The following is a 19,191-nucleotide window of genomic DNA, read 5'->3' on the forward strand; positions in this document are numbered from 1 at the left end:
CCTTGTTTACCCTTGGTCGGCTGACGCCTGATCGTCAGACGCACTCCACCGTCACATGCTCCATGCCCGGCAGTGCGCTGACGCTGCGACGGATGGCCGCCGGGTCCGCGCCGGGTGACAGGCTGACGATGGCAGCATGGGCATGGGGACCGATGCGCCAGACATGCAGGTCACGAATCTCTGCCCCCTGCCCTTCCACTACCTCCCGCACCCGCGCCATCCGCGCCGGTTCAGCCGTATCAAGCAGGATCGCGGCGGTATCCTTCATCAAGCCCCAGGCCCAGCGCGCAATCACCGCCGCCCCCAGCAATCCGACCGCAGGATCAAGCCACAGCCAGCCGAGATAACGCCCCGCCAACAACGCCGCGATCGCCAGCACTGATGTCAGCGCATCGGTCAGCACATGAATATAGGCAGCGCGCAGATTATTGTCGGCATGGCCATGCGCCTGCCCATGATCGTGCCCGCCATGATCGTGACTATGGTCATGGCCCAGCAACAGCGCACTGACCAGATTGATGATAAGGCCAATGACAGCCACCAATGTCGCTTCGCCAAAGGCGACGTTGACCGGCTGGAACAAGCGCATTCCTGATTCGACGGCGATGAACAGCGCGGTAACCGCCAGCAAAAGCGCCGAAGCAAAACCCGACAGATCGCCGACCTTGCCGGTACCGAACGTATAGCGTGGATTGCGGGCATGGCGGCGGGCATAGCCATAAGCGGCGGCGGCAACCGCCAGCGCGCCCGCATGGGTCGCCATATGGAAACCGTCGGCCAGCAGCGCCATCGACCCCGTCGTCCAGCCAACGACGATCTCCACCACCATCGTCGCGGCGGTCAACCAGACGACCCACAACGTCTTGCGTGCATTCCGGTCATGTCCAGCCGTCAGATAGATATGGTCGAAATAGTGGCGATCCTCGACATCCTCCCGCTCGTCAGCAGGTGTCGGAACCGCAGGATGATCATGGTCGTGCCCGTGGCTGTGCCCATGATGGCGATGATCATCGTGCATTGTCATTTGCCGTACCGCCGGATGAGCGCCAGCATCTCTTCGGACGCCTCTGTCCGCTCTTCATCGGTCAGGCCCGGCCGGGCGACATGCTCGCGCATATGCTGCTCGATCAGTTCTTCCATCAGGCTCCCCACCGCCCCGCGCACCGAAGCGACGAGTTGCAGCGTTTCCGAGCAACCCGCGTTCCCCTGCAATTGTTTTTCCACAGCCCCCACCTGTCCGGCGATGCGGCGGACCCGGTCGAGCAATTTCTGGCGATCAACAACGATATGCATAGGATACCCCCCTACCCTATATTCAGGATACACGCAATGCCTCGCCCTTTGACGCTTCAAGCCAGACTTGCCAAAGCCCCTATTAGTCCGACAAATAATAGCTGCAGACCAATAGAGGAATTCCATGGCCAACCTGTCACGCCGCCTGTTCATCGCCGGGACGGCCGCCACCGTTGCTCTCCCGGCATTGGCGCAGAAGCAGCGCGGACCGCGACGCCCGCTGGTCAATCCGCTGATCCGCCAGCGCGCCGATCCGCTGATCCTTCGGCATGAGGACGGCCACTATTATTTCACCGCCTCGGTCCCGGAATATGACCGGGTGATCCTGCGACGCGCATCGACGCTCGCTGGCCTTGCCACCGCGCCGGAGGTGGTGGTGTGGCGTCGACCGGCCAGCGGTCGGATGGCTGGCTATATCTGGGCGCCGGAACTGCACAGGATCGACGAACGCTGGTATATCTATGTCGCGGCGGGCGATGGTGACCAGAAATTCCGCATCCGCACCTATGTCCTGTCCTGCGATGGCGACGATGTGCTCAACGGCACATGGTCGGTGCTGGGCCAGTTGCAGACGCCCTGGGATACGTTCACGCTCGATACGACCAGTTTCGTGCATCGCGGCACCCGCTATCTTTGCTGGGCGCAGACCGAGCCGGGGATAGCGACCAATTCGAACCTCTATCTTGCTCCATTGGCGACGCCCACGACGCTGGGCGCCAAACCGACCCGGCTCACCGTGCCGACCCTCCCATGGGAAATTCAGGGCTATAAAGTGGCCGAAGGGCCAGCCCTGCTGCCCCGCAACGGCCGCCTGTTCCTCACCTATTCGGCCAGCGCGACCGATGCCCGTTATTGCATGGGGATGCTGACGGCGCGCGACGATGCCGACATCATGGACCCGACCGTCTGGGTGAAATCCCCCACGCCGGTGATGACGACATCGCCTGAGCAGGGCGTGTTCGGCCCCGGCCACAACAGTTTCACAGTGGACGAAAAAGGCCGCGACATGCTCGTTTATCATGCGCGCGATTATGAAAAGATCGACGGCAACCCACTGTTCGATCCCAATCGCCATACCCGCGTCCAGCCGATCCGCTACGATGTGGAGGGCGTGCCACTGTTCATGCCTCCGCTTGGCAACGGTCCGGTCGGACGCGCAAGGCGGTAAGGCCATGCTTTCCGTGCGTGTCCCGCTGGGCTAGACCCGCGACCGTGAACAAACCCCTCTCCTGCGACCTGGCGATCATCGGCGGCGGCCTCGCGGGTGGCCTGATCGCGCTCGCCTTTGCCGAGCGCTGCCCGGATGTATCGCTGCTACTGGTCGAGCGGGACGCTGTGTTTGGCGGCAATCATCTCTGGTCCTTCTTCGACGGCGATGTACCGGATGCCGATCGCTGGTTGGTCGATCCGCTGGTCGGCCATCGTTGGGCCGAGGGGCATGATGTCCGCTTTCCCACGCACCGTCGCACACTGGTGACGCCCTATAACAGCGTACCGTCCGCCCGACTGGATGCGCGACTGCGCGCGGTGCTGGGCGACCGCGCCATCACCGGCGCGGAAGCGGCGGCGATCTCCCCGACCCACGTTCAACTGGCCGATGGACGTGCGATCAACGCGCGAGCCGTCATCGACGCGCGAGGCGGGGGCGACCTGTCGGCGCTACGCTGCGGCTGGCAAAAATTCGTGGGCAGCGCGCTGCGACTGGAACACCCGCACGGCCTGACCCGGCCTGTCATCATGGATGCGACGGTCGATCAGATCGACGGCTATCGCTTCGTCTATCTGCTGCCATTCGATGAACGGACGGTCTTCATCGAGGACACCTATTATAGCGATTCGCCCGCGCTGGACGAAGCCGCCATCGACGCGCGGATCGCCGGTTACGCCGCCGCGCAAGACTGGCGGATCGAGGCGCATGTCCATCGCGAAACCGGCGTGCTGCCAGTCGTCTATGGCGGCGACTTCGACCGTTTCTGGCCGAAAGATGATCCCGTCGCGCGGGCAGGGGTGCGGGGCGGGCTATTCCATCCCATGACCGGCTATTCGCTGCCGGACGCCGTCGCTTTCGCCCTGTGGATGACACAGCAGCCGCTCGACAACCTCCCGGCCGCGACCCGCGGCCGCGCTGCCGTCCATTGGCGCAAGGGCCGTTATTACCGGCTGCTCGGCAAGATGCTGTTCGGCGCGGCGGAGCCGGACCAGCGCTACCGCATCTTTCAACGTTTCTATCGCCTTCACGCGCCTCTCATCGACCGTTTCTATGGTGGCCAATCAACGGCGATCGATCGGCTCTCCATCTTGTGCGGTCGCCCCCCGGTGCCCATAAGGGGCGCCATGCGCGCAATCATGAATCACTCCGCCTGATGGCTCGGACTGCCATCGTCATCGGCGCGGGCTTTGGTGGCCTTGCGCTCGCCATCCGCCTGCAATCCGCTGGCGTCGCGACCACGCTGGTCGAAGCCCGCGACCGCCCCGGTGGTCGCGCTTATATGTGGGAGAAGGACGGCTTTACCTTCGATGCGGGGCCGACCGTCATTACCGACCCGGATTGCCTCGCCGAATTGTGGCGCCTGTCGGGCCACGACATGGCCGAGGATGTGACGCTGATGCCGGTGTCGCCCTTCTATCGCCTCAACTGGCCCGACGGCACCAATTTCGACTATTCCAACGACGAAACCGGCCTGCGGACCGAAATCGCCAAGCTCGATCCCGGCGATATCGCGGGCTATGACCGTTTCCTCGACTATGCCGCTGGCGTGTTCGAAGAGGGCTATCGCAAGCTGGGCGCGGTCGCCTTCCTCGACTTCGCCTCGATGATAAAGGCCGCACCTGCGCTGGCCCGCTATCAGGCCTGGCGTTCGGTCTATTCGATGGTGTCATCCTTCGTGAAGAACGAGAAACTGCGCGAGGCACTCTCCTTCCACACGCTGCTGGTCGGCGGCAATCCGATGAACACCAGCGCCATCTATGCCCTGATTCACAAGCTGGAGAAGGACGGCGGCGTCTGGTTCGCGCGAGGAGGAACCAACCGGCTGGTGCAGGGCATGGCCACCCATTTCGAGCGGTTGGGCGGCGTTCTGCGGCTGGGCGATCCGGTCGTGGAGATCGAGACGCATGGCGACCGCGCGACCGGCGTGCGGACGCAAAGCGGCTGGCATGGGGAGGCGGACGCCATCGCCAGCAATGCCGATCTGATGCATAGCTACAAGGATTTGCTGGGCCAGCATCCCCGCGGCCAGAAGCAGACCGAAAAACTAAAGGCCAAGAAATGGTCGCCCAGCCTGTTCCTCGTCCATTTCGGCATCAAGGGCAGTTGGCCGGGCATCCCGCACCATATGATCCTGTTCGGGCCGCGCTATGAGGGGCTGCTGACCGACATCTATGATTATGGCGTGCTGCCGCAGGATTTCTCGCTCTATCTGCATCATCCGACCGTCACCGATCCGTCGATGGCGCCGGAGGGGCATTCAACCTTCTATGCGCTCGCGCCGGTACCGCACATGGGCAAGCTGCCGATCGACTGGGACACAATCGGCCCGCTCTATGCCGAGCGGATATTGGACGAGATCCAGCATCGCCTGATCCCAGATATTCGCTCGCGCATCGTCACCCAGTTCCATTATGCGCCCTCGGACTTCAGCCGTGACCTTGCCGCGCACATGGGCAGCGCCTTCAGCCTGGAGCCGCTGCTGACGCAAAGCGCATGGTTCCGCGCGCATAATCGCGATGATGTGATTCCCAATCTCTATCTGGTTGGGGCCGGCACTCATCCGGGCGCGGGGATTCCCGGCGTGGTGGGCAGCGCCAAGGCGACCGCCGCGCTGATGCTGGAGGATTTGAAATGACCATGCGCCGTCTGGCGATCTATTGCGGGTCGGCCAGCCCCGCCGACACGACCTATGTAGAAGCCGCGCGCCATGTCGGGCGCACGCTGGCGGAGCGCGGCATCGGCGTCGTCTATGGTGGCGGGCGCCTTGGCCTGATGGGCGCGGTCGCCGACGCTGCGCTGGAGGCGGGCGGCGAGGTAATCGGCGTGATCCCCGAAAAGCTGGTCGCGGCGGAAGTCGCGCATCGCGGTTGCACCGAACTGCACGTCGTCCAGACCATGCACCAGCGCAAGCAGATGTTCACCGATCTGTCGGACGGCTTCATCACCCTGCCCGGCGGCGTCGGTACGATGGACGAATTGTGGGAAGCGATAAGCTGGTCGCAGATCGGCTATCACCAGTTGCCGGTCGGCCTGCTCAACGTGGCGGGCTTCTATGACCCGCTGATCGCCTTCAACAGCCAAATGATCAACGTCGGCTTCATCCGCCCGCAGCATAAGGATATACTGATCGCGGACGCTGATCTGGATCGGCTACTGGAGCGCATGGCCGCCTATGAACCGCATGAAACGATCGAGCGCATGAAGGCGTCGAACCTCTGACTCTCGACCGCGCGGCCCTCGTCCAGCACGCCCGTACAAGCATCGCGCGGGGGTCCAAATCCTTCGCGATGGCGTCGAAGCTGTTCGACCGGAAGACGCGCGAACGGGCGTGGCTGCTCTATGCCTGGTGCCGCAAATGCGACGACATTGCCGACGGGCAGGATCATGGCGGCACGATGACATGGGTCGCGGACGGGCAGGCGCGCCTGTCCACCATGCGCGTCCTGACCGACGCAGCGTTGCGGGGCGAGGAGACAGGCGACTCGGCCTTTGACGGCTTTGGCCTCGTCATGCGCGAATGCGCGATCCCGGAACGCTTTGCCCATGATCTGCTTGAGGGCTTCGCACTGGACGCGCGCGAATGGCGACCCCGCAGCCAGGACGACATGTTGCGCTATTGCTACCATGTCGCGGGCGCGGTCGGCTGCATGATGGCGGTGCTGATGGGCGTCGCCCCCGACGACGGCGCCACGCTGGATCGAGCCTGCGACCTTGGGCTGGCCTTCCAGCTTGCCAATATCGCCCGCGACATTGGCGAGGATGAGGCCGCCGACCGCTGCTACCTGCCCGAAGAATGGCTGGTCGAGATGGATATTCCGCCCGGCGAACATATGAAGCCCTGGGTCCGGCCACGCCTTGCGGTGCTGGGCAAGCGCCTCGCAAAGATGGCCGCCGCCTATGAGGCCAGTGCGCGCCACGGCACCGGCGCCCTGCCACCGCGTGCGGCCTGGGCTGTGCTGGCGGCGGCGGGCATTTATGGCGACATCGCCCGCGAAGTCGCACGCCGGGGCGAAAAGGCCTGGGATCACCGCGTCGTCACGCCCAGGGCGGAAAAGCTGGGCTGGGTCGTCCGTTCGGGCACGCAGATCATTGGTCGCGCCCGTCGCTGGCCTGCGACTACGCCCCGGCCAGCTAATTTGTGGACGCGTCCTTAAATCTCGCCATGCTCCCAGCCGAGGCTATCGGGCAGGGGCATCACCGCCCCGTCGATCATCAGTGTCAGCCCAGATCCAGCCACGAAACGCCCCACCGGGATCGCCATCACCGGCGCAGCCACCCCGGCAGGCAGGGCGAACAGCAGTTCATAATCATCCCCCGCCCGCGCCGCAGCAAGCATCGTCGCGCTGCTCGCGCCCCGCACCCGCATCAGCGCGTCGGACAAGGGAATATGGTCGATGGTCACAGCCAGCCCGCTGGCCGCCGCCATCCGCGTCGCGTCGATCAGCAGGCCATCGGAAATATCCATCATCGCATGCACCTGCGGCGCCAACAGCGCCCCTTCGGCCATGCGCGGTCGCGGGCGGCGATAAGCCTCGACCAGCGGCCCCGATACTTCGGGATCAGCCCGCGCCAGTTCCAGCCCAATCCCGGCATCACCGACCGGCCCGCTGACATAGAGCCTGTCTCCGGCCTGTGCGCCCGCGCGTGCCGGGACGTTGCCGGACGCTTCGCCAATCGCGGTCAGGCTGTAGCTGCGCGGCGCGCCCTTCGGCATCGCCACGGTGTCTCCGCCCAGCAGCGGCATCGCGTACCGCCCCAGCGCCTCGCTCAGCCCCTTCAAAAAAGCGGCATCCCACGCCGCGTCGCCCGACAGGGCATAGTTCATGATGCAGCCCACCGGCCGCACGCCCTTGGCCGCAAGGTCCGACAGATTCACCGCCGCCAGTTTCCAGCCGATATCCGCGGGCGGATCGGTGGGAAGGTAATGAACTCCCTCGACCAGCGTGTCGCTGGTAATCACCAGTCGCACACCGCCGATTTCCAGTAGCGCCGCGTCATCGGACAAGCCGCGCGCGGCAGGGTCGGTGGCCATGCCGCGCAGCAGCGTCAGGAACGCCGCCTCTCCACTCACGCGCTCATATCCATCAGAGGATCAGACCCGCGCGCCCTTGGCCACGGCATCCAGCAGACCGTTGACAAAGCCGGCCTCGCGCTTGTCGTAAAAGGCATGGGCCACATCGACATATTCGCTGATGACGGTCGCGACCGCCACATCCTTGCGTGCCAGCAACTCATACGTGCCCGCGCGCAATATCTGGCGCATGGGCCGGTCGAGCCGGTCGAGGCTCCAGCCGGTCGACAATTTTTCGGCGATCAGGCCGTCAATCTCTTCCCGTCGCGCATCCACGCCTGCAACGACATCGTCGAAAAACCCTTCCTCCGCCTGCGTGTAGGTTACATCCTCGATCGTCGCCCCCAGCCGATGCTGATGGAACTCGTGGAGGAGGGTGGGCAACGGTGTGCCTTCCATCTCCATCTGGTACAGGGCCTGCACCGCGCCAAGGCGCGCGGCGGAGCGGGATCGTGAGCGTTGGTTCATAGGTCTTTCCATAGACGGTCTGGCGCCGCTTGTCGAAAGCGCGCCACAACTGCGTTATTTGAGTCGAAGCGCCACCGAAGCGGCATGGGCAGGCAGCCCCTCGGCCTGTGCCAGCGCCACCGCCGCCGGGCCGATCGCGCCGATGGCGGCGCGGTCGAGGCTGAGAAAGCTGGTACGCTTCATGAAATCGAGCACCGACAGGCCCGAGGAAAAGCGCGCACGGCGCCCAGTCGGCAGCACATGGTTCGGCCCGGCCACATAATCGCCAACGGCTTCAGGGGTCATCCGGCCCAGAAACACCGACCCGGCATGGCGCACCTGTGCGAACAGCGCATCAGGATCGTCCACCGCCAGTTCGAGATGCTCGGGCGCAAGACGGTCGCACAGCGGAATGGCTTCGTTCAGATCGGGGACCAATATGATAGCCCCATTGGCATCCCAACTGGTCCGCGCAACCGCTGCGGTATGTAGGTGCGGGATCGCCCGCTCGACCGCCGTCGCGACGGCATCGGCAAAGGCCGCGTCATCGGTGAACAGGATAGACTGGCTGGTCGGATCATGTTCCGACTGGCTGAGCAGATCGGCGGCAATCCAGTCCGGATCATTTTTCGCGTCGGCCACGACAACGATTTCCGACGGTCCCGCCACCATGTCGATGCCCACGACGCCGTAAAGCTGGCGCTTGGCCTCCGCGACCCAGGCATTGCCGGGGCCTGTGATGACATCGACAGGCTTGATCCGGTCAGTACCGTAAGCAAGCGCTGCGATCGCCTGCGCGCCGCCCACTCGCCAGATTTCCTCGATCCCAGCGATAGCCGCAGCCGCCAACACCAGCGGATTAATCTCGCCATTGGGGGTCGGCGTGACCATCGTTATCCGTTCGACGCCCGCGACCTTGGCAGGAATGACATTCATCAGCAGCGAGCTGGGATAGGCGGCCCGCCCGCCGGGGACATAGAGGCCCGCCGCATCGACAGCGCTCCAGCGCGCGCCCAGCCGCGCGCCCGCCGCATCGACAGAGTCGCTGTCCACAGGTTTCTGCTTGCGGTGATAGGTCGCGATCCGGTCCGCCGCGAGTTCCAGCGCATCGCGCAACTCGGTCGAAATACCGTCCAGCGCCGCGCGGCACTCGGCGGGCGTCACCGCCCAGCCGCTCACGTCAAGATCATGCCGGTCGAACCGCTGCGTATAGTCGGCCAGCGCCGTATCGCCCTCGGCCCGAACGCGCTTGAGAATCGCCGTCACGTCCCGCGACACATCCTTGTCCGCCTCTCGCCGGGCATCGACCAGCGCGGCGAAGGCAGTAGCAAAGCCCGCCTCCCGGCTGTCGAGCCTAAGCGGCATCGCGCACCCCGACGGCCCGGCGAAACGCCTCGACCAGTGGCACCAGTTCAGCCGAGCGCATCTTATAGGCGGCGCGATTGACGATCAGCCGCGCGGAAATCTGCATGATGACGCTGGTTTCGACCAGGCCATTGGCCTTCAGCGTCGCACCCGACGAGACGAGATCGACGATCCGCCGCGACAGGCCCAGCGAGGGCGCCAGCTCCATCGCGCCGTTCAGCTTCACGCATTCAGCCTGAAGCCCCTGCGCCTCGAAATGCTTGCGGGTGAGGTGGGGATATTTGGTGGCGACGCGCACATGGCTCAACGCCGCCTCATTTTCCCCGTCCAGCCCCTCCGGCTCGGCGACCGACAGGCGGCAATGCCCGATATCGAGATCGACGGGCGCGTAGAGTTCAGAATAATCGAACTCCTCGACCACGTCCGATCCAACAATGCCGATCTGCGCCGCACCATGCGCGACGAAGGTCGCCACGTCGAACGCGCGCACCCGGATGATCGACACATCCGGCCGATTGGTGGCGAAACGCAGCGCGCGCGACTTGCTGTTGTGGAAATCCGCTTCCGGCTCGATCCCGACGCGCGCCAGCATGGGCAGCGCTTCTTCCAGGATACGGCCTTTGGGAATGGCGAGGGTGAGGGGGCGGGTCATGACCGGCGGCCTTTACTGCGCGCGGGGGGAAAGGGCAACGGCTGGAATCCCATGCGTCACGGATAGCTGACCGTCTTGGGCCGTCCCTGCGGGATCGGGATAAACTCCTGATCGTCGCCGGGGATCAGGGGAAAGCGCATCGCCTCCCAATCCTCACGCGCCTGCATCAGCCGGTCAGTGCTGGACGATACGAAATTCCACCAGACATGGCGGGGCGAGGAAAAGGCCTCTCCTCCACACAGCATCACGCGCCCGCCATCAACGCTGAACAGCGTCGCGGAAACGCCGGGCCGCAGCACGTAGAGCGTCTGCGGCGCCAGCGCGACGCCGTCGAGCGCCGCGTCCCCGCCAGACACATAGATGGCCCGCTCTTCCGCGCCCGCGTCGATCGGCGCGCTGCCACCGGGCATCAGCAATATGTCAGCGTAGATGGTGTTGGCGTAGGTGGTGACGGGCGCCGTTTCGCCCCATAGCGTGCCCATGATCACCCGCGCGCGGGCATGGCCGCAGTCGATGATCGGCAGGCCACCCTCGCTCACATGTTCAAAGGCAGGGTCCATTTCCTCATCACGCTCGGGCAGCGCCAGCCAGGTCTGGATCGCCGATAGCTTCGACAGTTTCACGCGCTCCTCGTCCGGCGACCGTTCTGAATGGACGATGCCCTTGCCCGCCGTCATCAGATTGACCGCGCCCGGCTCGATCAACTGCTCGGTCCCCAGTGAATCGCGGTGCAGGAATGACCCCTCATACATATAGGTGACGGTCGCCAGGTTGATGTGCGGATGCGGCCGCACGTCGACCCCCTGTCCCGGCGCAATCCGCGCAGGCCCGGCCTGATCGAAGAAGATGAACGGTCCCACCATCGTCCGCCCCTTGGCGGGCAACGCGCGATGTACTTTGAAATCACCCAGATTGTGGGTGGTGGGCGCAATCGTCTGGATGATCAGGTCGTCTAACGTCATGAAAGCGTCTCCAGCGGTTGCGCTCCAACCAACCCGGTCCAGAGCGGAATGAGGTCGACGGGAAAATAGGCTTCGGTACAGGCGGCCAGAGTCTCGGGCGTCCACCAGCGCCAGCTTTGCATCACGCGTCTTTCCAGTGCGGTGTGGCGCGAGGGATCGACCCGGTCGTCGGGCGCGTGGACGAGGAAATATTGCTCCTCCGCATCCACCTCCACACCCTCCAGGCTGACAAAAGTAGCGTGGCGAACGGCGACCACCGGCCCCGGCTCAGCGATCAGCCCGACCTCCTCCAGCAATTCGCGGCGGGCCGCATCGGGAAAATCCTCCCCCGGATCGAGCGCTCCGCCCGGCGTACACCAGAAGGGCGCGCGATCAGGCGGCGTAAACCGAAAGAGCAACAGGCGCCCGTCCGGATCGCACAGCAACAGCCGGGCCGATGGACGCGTGGGCCGACCGGTCACTCCCCCGGCGCCCGCGCCTTGATCGCCAGCGCGTGCACCTTGTCGCGCAGCAGTTCGGCGAGCGCGGCGTTGACCAGCCGCTGACGGCCGACGCGACTCTCTCCCACGAAACGGTCCGCCACGATCTCGACGGTGAAATGGCTTTCGCCCGATCCGTCATGCCCGGCATGGCCGCGATGCTTTTCGCTGTCGTCGATCACGTCGAGTTGTTGCGGGTTCAGGGCAGCGCGCAGCCGCGCCTCGATTTCTGTGGCCACCGGGCCTTTGAGCATCTGGGTCATTGCGCCTATATAGGCAAATCCGAACCGACTTGCATCAGGATAGACTTGGCTACCGATCCCTTCTCGAACCGCCGTTTCAACCGCTTCCATGGCCGCGTGGAAAGTGATCGCCCCTGCGCAGCCCCCGGCTGCGAGGAATCGGGCGAATTTCGTGCGCCGCCGCCGGAAGGACAGGGCGGCGGGCATGAGGGGCCGCGCTGGCGCTGGCTGTGTCTCGACCATGTGCGCGCCTTCAATCAGGGCTATAATTTCTTCAGCGGCATGACCCCTGACGAGATCGAGGCGGCGCAACGCCCCTTTGCGGGATGGGAGCGGGAGACGCGGGCCTTTTCTACCAACGGCACCACCCCGCCGCCCAAATGGGCCGACTTCTCCGATCCTCTGGACGCCATCAGCGCAAAGTTTCGCGAACGGATGGACCGCGCCGCGCGCGCGCAGAAAATGCGGGATGATGGCCGGATGCTCTCCGCCGATGATCGCAAGGCGCTCGACGTCATGGGCCTTGCTGTCGACGCCGACCGAAAGGCGCTGCGCCAGCGCTACACCGAACTGGTGCGCCGCTATCACCCCGATCATAATGGCGGTGACCGCAGCCATGAAGGGGCGCTTCAGGGCGTGATCGAAGCCTATGGACATCTGCGCAAGGCCGCAGCCTTCGCCTGATCCGATCCCGTAGCATCACCTTGCTATTGCAGGGTACGACTGCCATAGGCGCCGCCCCCAGCCATCCCGGAGAATGATCATGCAGTCCCGCGCCCTGGGCCTCGACTTCGGCACGACCAATAGCGTTGCTGCCATCGCCAATGACGGTGAATCGCAACTGGTCGATTTCGTCGGCGGGCAGGCAAGCGGCGCGGTCTTCCGGTCGGCGCTGTGTTTCTGGCATGGCGACGATGGCAAGACGATCGCGCATGAGGCGGGGCCATGGGCGATCGCCGAATATCTGGAATATCCGCAGGACAGCCGCTTCATCCAGTCGTTCAAGTCGGTCGCCGCCAGCCCGATCTTCGAAAGCGCGAGCATTTTCGACAAACGCTATCGCTTCGAGGAACTGGGCCAGCGCTTTCTGGAGCGGATGATCGGCCATGCCAGGGGCGGGCTGGACGCGCGGCCAGAGCGGATCGTCGTGGGCCGCCCGGTCGAATATGCAGGCTCGCGCCCTGACGAGGCACTGGCGCGACAACGCTATGACGCCATGTTCAAGGGGTTCGGCAGCGAAATCCACTATGTCTATGAACCGCTGGGCGCAGCGTTCAGCTATGCCAGCCGCCTGACCGATCCCGCCACCCTATTGGTCGCGGACTTTGGCGGCGGCACCAGCGATTTTTCGATCGTGCGCGTGGCGGCGCCCGGCGCGGCGCGGCGTTGCGAGCCGCTGGGGTCGGCGGGCATCGGCATTGCGGGCGACCGTTTCGACTATCGCATCCTCGACCATCTGGTGCTGCCGATGCTGGGGAAGGGCAGTAGCTACAAATCGTTCGACAAAGAACTGGAAATTCCCCGCAGCTATTTCGCCGACTTCGCCGACTGGTCACGTCTGGCGCTGATGCGGAACCGGCGGACGATGGAGGAACTGGCGCGGCTTCAGAAAAGCGCGATTGACGGCCCCGCCATCGGCCGGATGATCACCGTGATCGAGCAGGAACTGGGCTATCCGCTCTATGATTCGGTCGGACAATTGAAGCGCGCCCTGTCCGACAGCGAAAACGCCCATTTCCACTTCAGCGGTGGCGGCCTGTCAATCGAAGCCGACGTCACCCGCGCCGATTTCGAACGCTGGATCGCCCCTGACATCGCCCGGATCGAGGCAACGGTGGACCGCGCATTGGAGAGGGCCGCCGTCGCCCCCGATGCCATCGACCGCATCTTCCTGACCGGCGGATCGTCGCTGATCCCAGCCATCCGCCGCATCTTCGAAGCGCGCTTTGGAGCAGACCGTATCGCCACCGGCGGGGAACTGACCTCCATCGCCCATGGTTTGGCGTTGATAGGGCAGGAGGCCAATCTGTCGGAATGGGCAGCTTGATCCACGCCCGTGCCATCGCCACTCTATCGACAGGCGCTTGCCCCTTGGGTTAGGGGCAATAAGGACTCGCAGAAAGACTGACACCGATCATGACCGACATTTCCAACGTCCAGCCCGATACGCGCGACGAAACGCTGCTGGAGCGGCCCGACCGCGAGGTTAATGCGCGCGATATTTTCGGCATCGACGTGGACATGAAGATCCCCGCCTTTTCGCAGGCCGACGAACGCGTCCCCGACCTTGATCCCGCCTATGTGTTCGACCCGGACACGACATTGGCGATTCTGGCGGGCTTTGCCTTCAACCGCCGCGTGATGGTTCAGGGCTATCACGGCACCGGCAAGTCGACCCATATCGAACAGGTGGCCGCCCGCCTGAACTGGCCGTGCATCCGCATCAATCTGGACGCGCATATCAGTCGTATCGACCTGGTGGGTCGCGACGCCATCGTGCTGAAGGACGGGCAGCAGGTCACGGAATTTAAGGAAGGCCTGCTCCCGTGGTCGCTCCAGCGTCCGGTCGCCTTGGTGTTCGACGAATATGATGCGGGTCGCCCCGACGTCATGTTCGTGATCCAGCGCGTGCTGGAGACGGACGGCAAGATGACCCTGCTCGACCAGAACCGCGTTATCCGTCCCAACCCGCATTTCCGCCTGTTCGCGACCGCCAACACGGTCGGCCTTGGCGACACGACCGGCCTCTATCACGGCACGCAGCAGATTAATCAGGGCCAGATGGACCGCTGGAATCTGGTCGTCACCCTGAACTATCTGCCCGCCGCGACGGAGGCCCAGATCGTCCTCGCCAAGTCCGGCGAATACGACCATGAGGGCGGCCGCAAGGAAGTGGAGAATATGATCAAGGTGGCGGAGTTGACCCGTCAGGGCTTCGTCAACGGCGACATCTCGACCGTCATGTCCCCCCGCACAGTCATAAGCTGGGCGCAGAACGCGCTGATCTTCAAGAATGTCGGCTTCGCTTTCCGCCTGTCCTTCCTCAACAAATGCGATGAGGCGGAACGCGCGCTGGTCGCCGAATATTATCAGCGCGTCTTCGGCATGGATCTGCCCGAAAGCGTGGTGGGGAAGGCGGGCTGAGGCCCGTCTTCGCCGCCTGACATCATGGCCGATCGCTCCCCCCTCGACGCATTCAAGGACGTGCTGTCCGGCGCGGCGCGGGCGATCACGCGCGACGCGGAGGTGGAGGTTGGCTTCACCGCCGACGCCCCGCATATGGCGGGCAAGGCGATCAAGGTGCCCACCCCCGGTCGCACCCTGCCCGCCGATCAGGTCGCGCTGGCACGTGGCTTTGCCGACGCCAATGCGCTGAAGATGCGCCATCACAATGCCCGCATCCATGCCGCCCATGCCCCCGGCGAAGCGGTGGCGCGCGCCGTCTATGACGCGGTCGAGCAGGCGCGGGTGGAGGCGATCGGCGCGCGGTCGATGGCGGGGGTCCGCGACAATCTCAACAGCGCGCTGGAGATGCGGCTCAAATCCGATCCCATCCGCCGCGCCCGCTCCGCCGACGAAGTGCCGCTCTCGACCGCACTGGCGCTCAAGGTGCGCGAGCGGCTGACCGGCCAGCCCATTCCCGAGGATGTCGCCGCCCCGATGGCGATGATCGACCAGTGGATCGAGGATAAGGCCGGAGCCGACCTTGATGCGCTCGGCCTGGCGCTCGACGATCAGCGCGCCTTTCAGAAGCTGGCGCAGGCGATGCTGGAGCATCTGGAACTGGTCGATGCCGACGCCCCCCCCGAAACCGACGAAAGCGAGTCGGAGCAGGAGGGCGAGGATCAGGAGGAGCAGCAGGAAGAGGGCGATTCGGGCGAGGATCAGCCCGGTGACAGCGACATGAATGCCGAAGCCCGCGCCGACGATCAGGGCGGCGACACGGAGGACGGCGAACAGGATTATAGCGACGAGTTCGACGCCGACAGCGAGGAAGGCGCCGACGAGATGGGGGAGGAGGGCATGATGCCCGTCCGCCCCAATCGCCCGCTGTCCGACCTGCCCCCCGGCTTCGACTATAAGCCCTATACGACCCGCCATGACGAGATCGTCACGGCGGAGGAACTGTGCGACGAGGATGAACTGCTGCGCCTGCGCGGCTTCCTCGACCAGCAGCTCGTCAGTCTTCAGGGCGCGGTCACGAAGCTCGCCAACCGCCTGCAACGCCGCCTGATGGCGCAACAGTCGCGCAGTTGGGACTTCGATCAGGAGGAGGGGATGCTCGACGCCGCACGCCTCGCCCGCATCGTCATCGACCCGACCCACTCGTTGTCCTACAAGGTCGAGCGCGACACGGAATTTCGCGACACCGTCGTTACCCTGCTGATCGACAATAGCGGCTCGATGCGCGGCCGCCCGATCAGCATCGCCGCAATCAGCGCCGACATCATGGCCCGCACGCTGGAACGCTGCGGCGTGAAGACTGAAATATTGGGTTTCACCACCCGCGCCTGGAAGGGCGGACAGGCGCGTGAGGAATGGCTGACCGCCGGTCGCCCGCCGCTGCCCGGCCGCCTCAACGACCTGCGCCACATCATCTACAAGAAGGCGGACGAGCCGTGGCGGCGTGCGCGCAAGAATCTGGGCCTGATGATGCGCGAGGGGCTGCTCAAGGAGAATATCGACGGCGAGGCGCTGCTGTGGGCGCACGCACGCCTTATCGCCCGTAATGAAGAGCGCCGGATATTGATGGTGATCTCCGATGGCGCGCCGGTCGATGATTCGACGCTGTCGGTCAACAGCGGTACCTATCTGGAGCGGCATCTGCGTCAGGTGATCGACTGGATCGAGAATCGCTCGCCAGTGCAATTGGTGGCGATCGGCATCGGCCATGACGTCACCCGCTATTATCGCCGCGCCGTCACCATCATGGACGCCGAACAGCTTGGCGGCATGATGGTCGAACAACTCGCCGGCCTGTTCGACGAGGATTGATGCCATGAGCGTCGCCTTTCGCCGTGAGGGCGATGACGAACATCTGGAACCCAAGTTCGAGCTGCCGATCCCGCCCGGTCCCAACCGCGTGACCGCCCGTGGCCTTGCCCTTACCCGAACGAAGGTCGAGGGGCTGGAAGCCGCCGTCGCGGCAGAGACCGACGAGGAACCCCGCAAGAAACTGCAACGCGACCTGCGTTACTGGCGTACCCGGCTGGCGACGGCGGAGCTGATGCCCGTGCCCGATGGCCACGTCGTCGCCTTCGGCACCCGTGTCACCTATCGCCTGAACGGGCAGGACAAGCGCATCGCCATCGTCGGCGATGACGAGGCCGATCCGGCAGAAGGGCGCATTGCCTTTTCCGCGCCGCTCGCCCGCGCGATGATGGACGTTGAAGTCCACGAAAGCGTGGATTTCGTCGGGCGAGACGGAGCAATAGAAATATTGGCCATAGAGCCGATCGCAAAAGGAGAGTGATAGCCGTGACCGACGCCGTAACCCTGAGCCGCGACGGTGCGGTCGCCACCATCACCTTCAATCGTCCCGACCAGTTCAACGCCATCAACCCGGCGTTGGCGCGCGGGCTGGTCGAGGCGGCGATCGACGTCGATCAGGATGAGAGCGTGCGCTGCGTGGTGCTGACCGGGGCAGGGCGCATGTTCTGCGCGGGCGGCGACATCGGCCTGATGCAGTCGGCAGGGACACGCGCCGGACAGGTGCTGAGCGAGCTGGCCGGCACGCTGCACATGGCGACATCGCGCCTTGCGCGCATGAACAAGCCGCTATTATGCGCCGTCAACGGCCCCGCCGCCGGCGCGGGGCTGGGCCTCGCCATCATGGGCGATATCGTTATCGCCGGGGCATCGGCCAATTTCACGCCCGGCTATCCCGGCATCGGCCTGACCCCGGATGGCGGCGCGACCTGGCTGCTGCCACGCCTCATCGGCCTGCGCCGCACTCAGGAGATGCTACTGACCAATGAGCGAATCGACGCTGAGGAGGCGGCGAAAATTGGCCTCGTCACCCGCACGGTTGCCGATGAATCTTTGACGGAAGAGGCTATGACGACGGCGCGTAAACTGGCCGCCGCTGCGACCGGCGCGATCGGCACGGTCCGCGCACAGCTTCTCGCCAGCTATGGCGCCGGTCTGGAAGCCCAATTGGAGGTGGAGGCCCGCGGCATCGCCTCCGCCGCCGCTGGCCCCGATGGGCAGGAGGGCGTCGCTGCCTTCCTGCAAAAACGCCGCCCGGAATTTACCGGACGGCGTTGAAGATCGGATAGTCTTACGCGTTGCGGCCCGCTTCGAACAGGAACCAGGCGCGCTCTTCGGCCTGGTCGGTCCAGTCGTCAACAATGCCTTCGGTCGCATTGTCGCCAGCCTCGGTCGCCGCGGCCTTGGTGGCGCGCAGCGCTTCGACCAGCTTGAGATTATCCTCGCGCAATTCGTTGAGCATGTCGGCGGCGCTCACATAATCGGCGTCATTATCCTTGACAGTCTGATGCCGGGAAATGTCGCCGATCGACCGCAAGGTCGTGTTGCCCGTCTTGCGAACCCGCTCCGCGATCAGATCGGTGGTCGCCAATATCTGCCCCGCCTGATCGTCGAACATCAAATGATAATCGCGGAAATGCGGGCCGGACACATGCCAGTGAAAATTCTTGGTCTTGAAATACAGCGCATAGCTGTCGGCGAGCACGCCGTTCAACGCTTCGGCCACGGATTTGGTGGCATTGCTTTTCAGGTCGGTCGGGGTTTTAAGGTCGGGGGCGGTCATGCAGGGGTCCTCCAGTTCGATGCCTTGGTTTCGGCTCAATAACGACCCGCCGTCAAGTTGGTGCCACGAAACGGTGCCCGATATTTTCACTTGGCCTGATTGAGTGGATCGATCAGAGAATGGCCAACGCAGAGGCCGCGATCAATCCGCCAACGACCAACAGCATCACGCCGCCGCCCAACCGCACCGCGCGTAACGCCCCATGATGATAAAATTGCTCGCGCAGCGCGATGACCGGCACCGCCGCCAGCGTCACGCCAACCGCGCCGCCGATAGCAGCCATAACCGGATCACCGGTGCGCGTCGCAATGCCCAGAATCAGGAATTGCGGCCCGTCCCCGAATCCCAGGATGAAAAGACCAAAAGCGGTGGTCAGGAAAGCACCCAGCTTCCACCCGTCCAGCATATCAGGCCGCTTGACCCGAAACACCATGCCCACGCCAAGGAACAGGATGGCGAGCGCGAGGAAAAGAAGGCGCGCATTGCCCGCCAGCATCGGCGCCAACAAAGCCCCCGCAGCCGCCGAAAGCGCGGCGTTACAGGCGGCAGCGATAGCGACGCCCGCCAGAACCACACCATCGCGCTGATATCGGCTGGCCAGCGCCAGCACCAGCCACTGGCTCTTGTCGCCCATCTCACCCAACAGGCAACCGAGCAAAGCTGTCAGCAGAGCATCCACGTCCGGCTTATATCAGCTA

At 64.5% G+C, this 19,191-nt stretch carries 22 protein-coding genes; 11 read left to right on the forward strand and 11 right to left on the reverse strand.

Features of this window, described 5'->3' with window-relative positions:
- Positions 1 to 34: 34 nt before the first annotated feature.
- Both dmeF and WFR25_RS02005 read right to left on the reverse strand, forming a co-directional pair.
- The gene (dmeF, locus tag WFR25_RS02000) at positions 35 to 1,024 is read right to left on the reverse strand and encodes a CDF family Co(II)/Ni(II) efflux transporter DmeF (RefSeq protein ID WP_336968023.1); all 990 of its coding nucleotides are present in this window, start codon (positions 1,022 to 1,024) and stop codon (positions 35 to 37) included.
- Positions 1,021 to 1,293 (reverse strand): metal/formaldehyde-sensitive transcriptional repressor, encoded by a 273-nt coding sequence (locus tag WFR25_RS02005; protein ID WP_336968025.1) that lies wholly within the window; start codon positions 1,291 to 1,293, stop codon positions 1,021 to 1,023. The genes dmeF and WFR25_RS02005 overlap by 4 nt, the downstream gene beginning before the upstream one ends.
- Positions 1,294 to 1,417: 124 nt before the next feature.
- On the opposite strand from WFR25_RS02005, the gene WFR25_RS02010 reads away from it, so the two are divergent.
- From WFR25_RS02010 to WFR25_RS02030, 5 genes are read left to right on the forward strand one after another with little or no spacing between them, the layout of a single operon-like run.
- Positions 1,418 to 2,461, forward strand: coding sequence for a glycoside hydrolase family 43 protein (locus WFR25_RS02010; protein WP_336968026.1), 1,044 nt, complete (start codon positions 1,418 to 1,420; stop codon positions 2,459 to 2,461).
- A 44-nt stretch (positions 2,462 to 2,505) separates the two neighbouring features.
- Positions 2,506 to 3,657, forward strand: a complete 1,152-nt coding sequence (gene crtY, locus WFR25_RS02015) for a lycopene beta-cyclase CrtY (protein ID WP_336968027.1) — start codon at positions 2,506 to 2,508, stop codon at positions 3,655 to 3,657.
- Positions 3,657 to 5,138 (forward strand): phytoene desaturase, encoded by a 1,482-nt coding sequence (locus WFR25_RS02020; RefSeq protein ID WP_336968030.1) that lies wholly within the window; start codon positions 3,657 to 3,659, stop codon positions 5,136 to 5,138. Before crtY ends, WFR25_RS02020 begins: the two co-directional genes overlap by 1 nt.
- Before the next feature lie 2 nt (positions 5,139 to 5,140).
- Complete coding sequence (locus tag WFR25_RS02025) at positions 5,141 to 5,722, forward strand: LOG family protein (protein WP_336974607.1); 582 nt, start codon at positions 5,141 to 5,143, stop codon at positions 5,720 to 5,722.
- 41 nt (positions 5,723 to 5,763) lie between these two features.
- Positions 5,764 to 6,657, forward strand: coding sequence for a phytoene/squalene synthase family protein (locus WFR25_RS02030; protein ID WP_336974609.1), 894 nt, complete (start codon positions 5,764 to 5,766; stop codon positions 6,655 to 6,657).
- Here the strand turns inward: WFR25_RS02030 and thiL are convergent.
- Genes thiL through WFR25_RS02065 form a run of 7 tightly spaced genes read right to left on the reverse strand, consistent with a single transcriptional unit; the run spans position 6,654 to position 11,742 of the window.
- Positions 6,654 to 7,574, reverse strand: a complete 921-nt coding sequence (gene thiL, locus WFR25_RS02035) for a thiamine-phosphate kinase (protein WP_336968031.1) — start codon at positions 7,572 to 7,574, stop codon at positions 6,654 to 6,656. The two genes, WFR25_RS02030 and thiL, sit on opposite strands and share 4 nt — an antisense overlap.
- Before the next feature lie 21 nt (positions 7,575 to 7,595).
- The gene (gene nusB, locus WFR25_RS02040) at positions 7,596 to 8,042 is read right to left on the reverse strand and encodes a transcription antitermination factor NusB (RefSeq protein ID WP_336968033.1); all 447 of its coding nucleotides are present in this window, start codon (positions 8,040 to 8,042) and stop codon (positions 7,596 to 7,598) included.
- Between the two features lie 54 nt (positions 8,043 to 8,096).
- Positions 8,097 to 9,386: a histidinol dehydrogenase gene (gene hisD / locus WFR25_RS02045; protein WP_336968035.1), complete on the reverse strand. Its 1,290-nt coding sequence runs from the start codon at positions 9,384 to 9,386 to the stop codon at positions 8,097 to 8,099.
- Positions 9,376 to 10,038: an ATP phosphoribosyltransferase gene (gene hisG, locus WFR25_RS02050; protein WP_336968037.1), complete on the reverse strand. Its 663-nt coding sequence runs from the start codon at positions 10,036 to 10,038 to the stop codon at positions 9,376 to 9,378. Before hisG ends, hisD begins: the two co-directional genes overlap by 11 nt.
- 56 nt (positions 10,039 to 10,094) lie before the next feature.
- Complete coding sequence (locus tag WFR25_RS02055) at positions 10,095 to 11,000, reverse strand: pirin family protein (RefSeq protein ID WP_336968040.1); 906 nt, start codon at positions 10,998 to 11,000, stop codon at positions 10,095 to 10,097.
- Positions 10,997 to 11,461: an NUDIX hydrolase gene (locus WFR25_RS02060; RefSeq protein ID WP_336968042.1), complete on the reverse strand. Its 465-nt coding sequence runs from the start codon at positions 11,459 to 11,461 to the stop codon at positions 10,997 to 10,999. Before WFR25_RS02060 ends, WFR25_RS02055 begins: the two co-directional genes overlap by 4 nt.
- A complete protein-coding gene (locus WFR25_RS02065) occupies positions 11,458 to 11,742 on the reverse strand; it encodes a BolA family protein (RefSeq protein ID WP_336968044.1) in 285 nt (94 codons plus the stop codon). The genes WFR25_RS02060 and WFR25_RS02065 overlap by 4 nt, the downstream gene beginning before the upstream one ends.
- Before the next feature lie 45 nt (positions 11,743 to 11,787).
- On the opposite strand from WFR25_RS02065, the gene WFR25_RS02070 reads away from it, so the two are divergent.
- The 6 genes from WFR25_RS02070 to WFR25_RS02095 all read left to right on the forward strand — a co-directional run bounded on the left by WFR25_RS02070 (position 11,788) and on the right by WFR25_RS02095 (position 17,988).
- The gene (locus WFR25_RS02070) at positions 11,788 to 12,405 is read left to right on the forward strand and encodes a J domain-containing protein (RefSeq protein ID WP_336968045.1); all 618 of its coding nucleotides are present in this window, start codon (positions 11,788 to 11,790) and stop codon (positions 12,403 to 12,405) included.
- 73 nt (positions 12,406 to 12,478) lie between these two features.
- The gene (locus WFR25_RS02075) at positions 12,479 to 13,768 is read left to right on the forward strand and encodes an Hsp70 family protein (RefSeq protein ID WP_336968047.1); all 1,290 of its coding nucleotides are present in this window, start codon (positions 12,479 to 12,481) and stop codon (positions 13,766 to 13,768) included.
- An 89-nt stretch (positions 13,769 to 13,857) separates the two neighbouring features.
- Positions 13,858 to 14,865, forward strand: coding sequence for a cobaltochelatase subunit CobS (gene cobS, locus WFR25_RS02080; RefSeq protein ID WP_336968049.1), 1,008 nt, complete (start codon positions 13,858 to 13,860; stop codon positions 14,863 to 14,865).
- 24 nt (positions 14,866 to 14,889) lie between these two features.
- Complete coding sequence (gene cobT / locus WFR25_RS02085; protein WP_336968051.1) at positions 14,890 to 16,716, forward strand: cobaltochelatase subunit CobT; 1,827 nt, start codon at positions 14,890 to 14,892, stop codon at positions 16,714 to 16,716.
- A gap of 4 nt (positions 16,717 to 16,720) precedes the next feature.
- Positions 16,721 to 17,194, forward strand: coding sequence for a GreA/GreB family elongation factor (locus WFR25_RS02090; RefSeq protein ID WP_336968052.1), 474 nt, complete (start codon positions 16,721 to 16,723; stop codon positions 17,192 to 17,194).
- A gap of 5 nt (positions 17,195 to 17,199) precedes the next feature.
- Positions 17,200 to 17,988: an enoyl-CoA hydratase/isomerase family protein gene (locus WFR25_RS02095; RefSeq protein ID WP_336968054.1), complete on the forward strand. Its 789-nt coding sequence runs from the start codon at positions 17,200 to 17,202 to the stop codon at positions 17,986 to 17,988.
- A gap of 13 nt (positions 17,989 to 18,001) precedes the next feature.
- Here WFR25_RS02095 and WFR25_RS02100 read toward each other — a convergent pair whose 3' ends face one another.
- Positions 18,002 to 18,493: a Dps family protein gene (locus WFR25_RS02100; RefSeq protein ID WP_336968057.1), complete on the reverse strand. Its 492-nt coding sequence runs from the start codon at positions 18,491 to 18,493 to the stop codon at positions 18,002 to 18,004.
- 112 nt (positions 18,494 to 18,605) lie between these two features.
- Positions 18,606 to 19,172, reverse strand: coding sequence for a TMEM165/GDT1 family protein (locus tag WFR25_RS02105; protein WP_336968058.1), 567 nt, complete (start codon positions 19,170 to 19,172; stop codon positions 18,606 to 18,608).
- Positions 19,173 to 19,191: the final 19 nt, after the last annotated feature.

The organism is Sphingobium aromaticiconvertens, from assembly GCF_037154075.1.
Lineage (GTDB): Bacteria > Pseudomonadota > Alphaproteobacteria > Sphingomonadales > Sphingomonadaceae > Sphingobium > Sphingobium aromaticiconvertens.

What these genes read in the sequence shown, in the direction of transcription:
- WFR25_RS02010 (WP_336968026.1), top strand. Translation starts at nt 1,418, where the DNA reads ATGGCCAACCTGTCACGCCGCCTGTTCATCGCCGGGACGGCCGCCACC.
- dmeF (WP_336968023.1), bottom strand. Translation starts at nt 1,024, where the DNA reads ATGACAATGCACGATGATCATCGCCATCATGGGCACAGCCACGGGCAC.
- nusB (WP_336968033.1), bottom strand. Translation starts at nt 8,042, where the DNA reads ATGAACCAACGCTCACGATCCCGCTCCGCCGCGCGCCTTGGCGCGGTG.
- WFR25_RS02055 (WP_336968040.1), bottom strand. Translation starts at nt 11,000, where the DNA reads ATGACGTTAGACGACCTGATCATCCAGACGATTGCGCCCACCACCCAC.
- WFR25_RS02005 (WP_336968025.1), bottom strand. Translation starts at nt 1,293, where the DNA reads ATGCATATCGTTGTTGATCGCCAGAAATTGCTCGACCGGGTCCGCCGC.
- WFR25_RS02100 (WP_336968057.1), bottom strand. Translation starts at nt 18,493, where the DNA reads ATGACCGCCCCCGACCTTAAAACCCCGACCGACCTGAAAAGCAATGCC.
- WFR25_RS02065 (WP_336968044.1), bottom strand. Translation starts at nt 11,742, where the DNA reads ATGACCCAGATGCTCAAAGGCCCGGTGGCCACAGAAATCGAGGCGCGG.
- cobT (WP_336968051.1), top strand. Translation starts at nt 14,890, where the DNA reads ATGGCCGATCGCTCCCCCCTCGACGCATTCAAGGACGTGCTGTCCGGC.
- WFR25_RS02090 (WP_336968052.1), top strand. Translation starts at nt 16,721, where the DNA reads ATGAGCGTCGCCTTTCGCCGTGAGGGCGATGACGAACATCTGGAACCC.
- WFR25_RS02025 (WP_336974607.1), top strand. Translation starts at nt 5,141, where the DNA reads ATGCGCCGTCTGGCGATCTATTGCGGGTCGGCCAGCCCCGCCGACACG.
- cobS (WP_336968049.1), top strand. Translation starts at nt 13,858, where the DNA reads ATGACCGACATTTCCAACGTCCAGCCCGATACGCGCGACGAAACGCTG.
- WFR25_RS02075 (WP_336968047.1), top strand. Translation starts at nt 12,479, where the DNA reads ATGATCATGCAGTCCCGCGCCCTGGGCCTCGACTTCGGCACGACCAAT.
- hisG (WP_336968037.1), bottom strand. Translation starts at nt 10,038, where the DNA reads ATGACCCGCCCCCTCACCCTCGCCATTCCCAAAGGCCGTATCCTGGAA.
- hisD (WP_336968035.1), bottom strand. Translation starts at nt 9,386, where the DNA reads ATGCCGCTTAGGCTCGACAGCCGGGAGGCGGGCTTTGCTACTGCCTTC.
- WFR25_RS02020 (WP_336968030.1), top strand. Translation starts at nt 3,657, where the DNA reads ATGGCTCGGACTGCCATCGTCATCGGCGCGGGCTTTGGTGGCCTTGCG.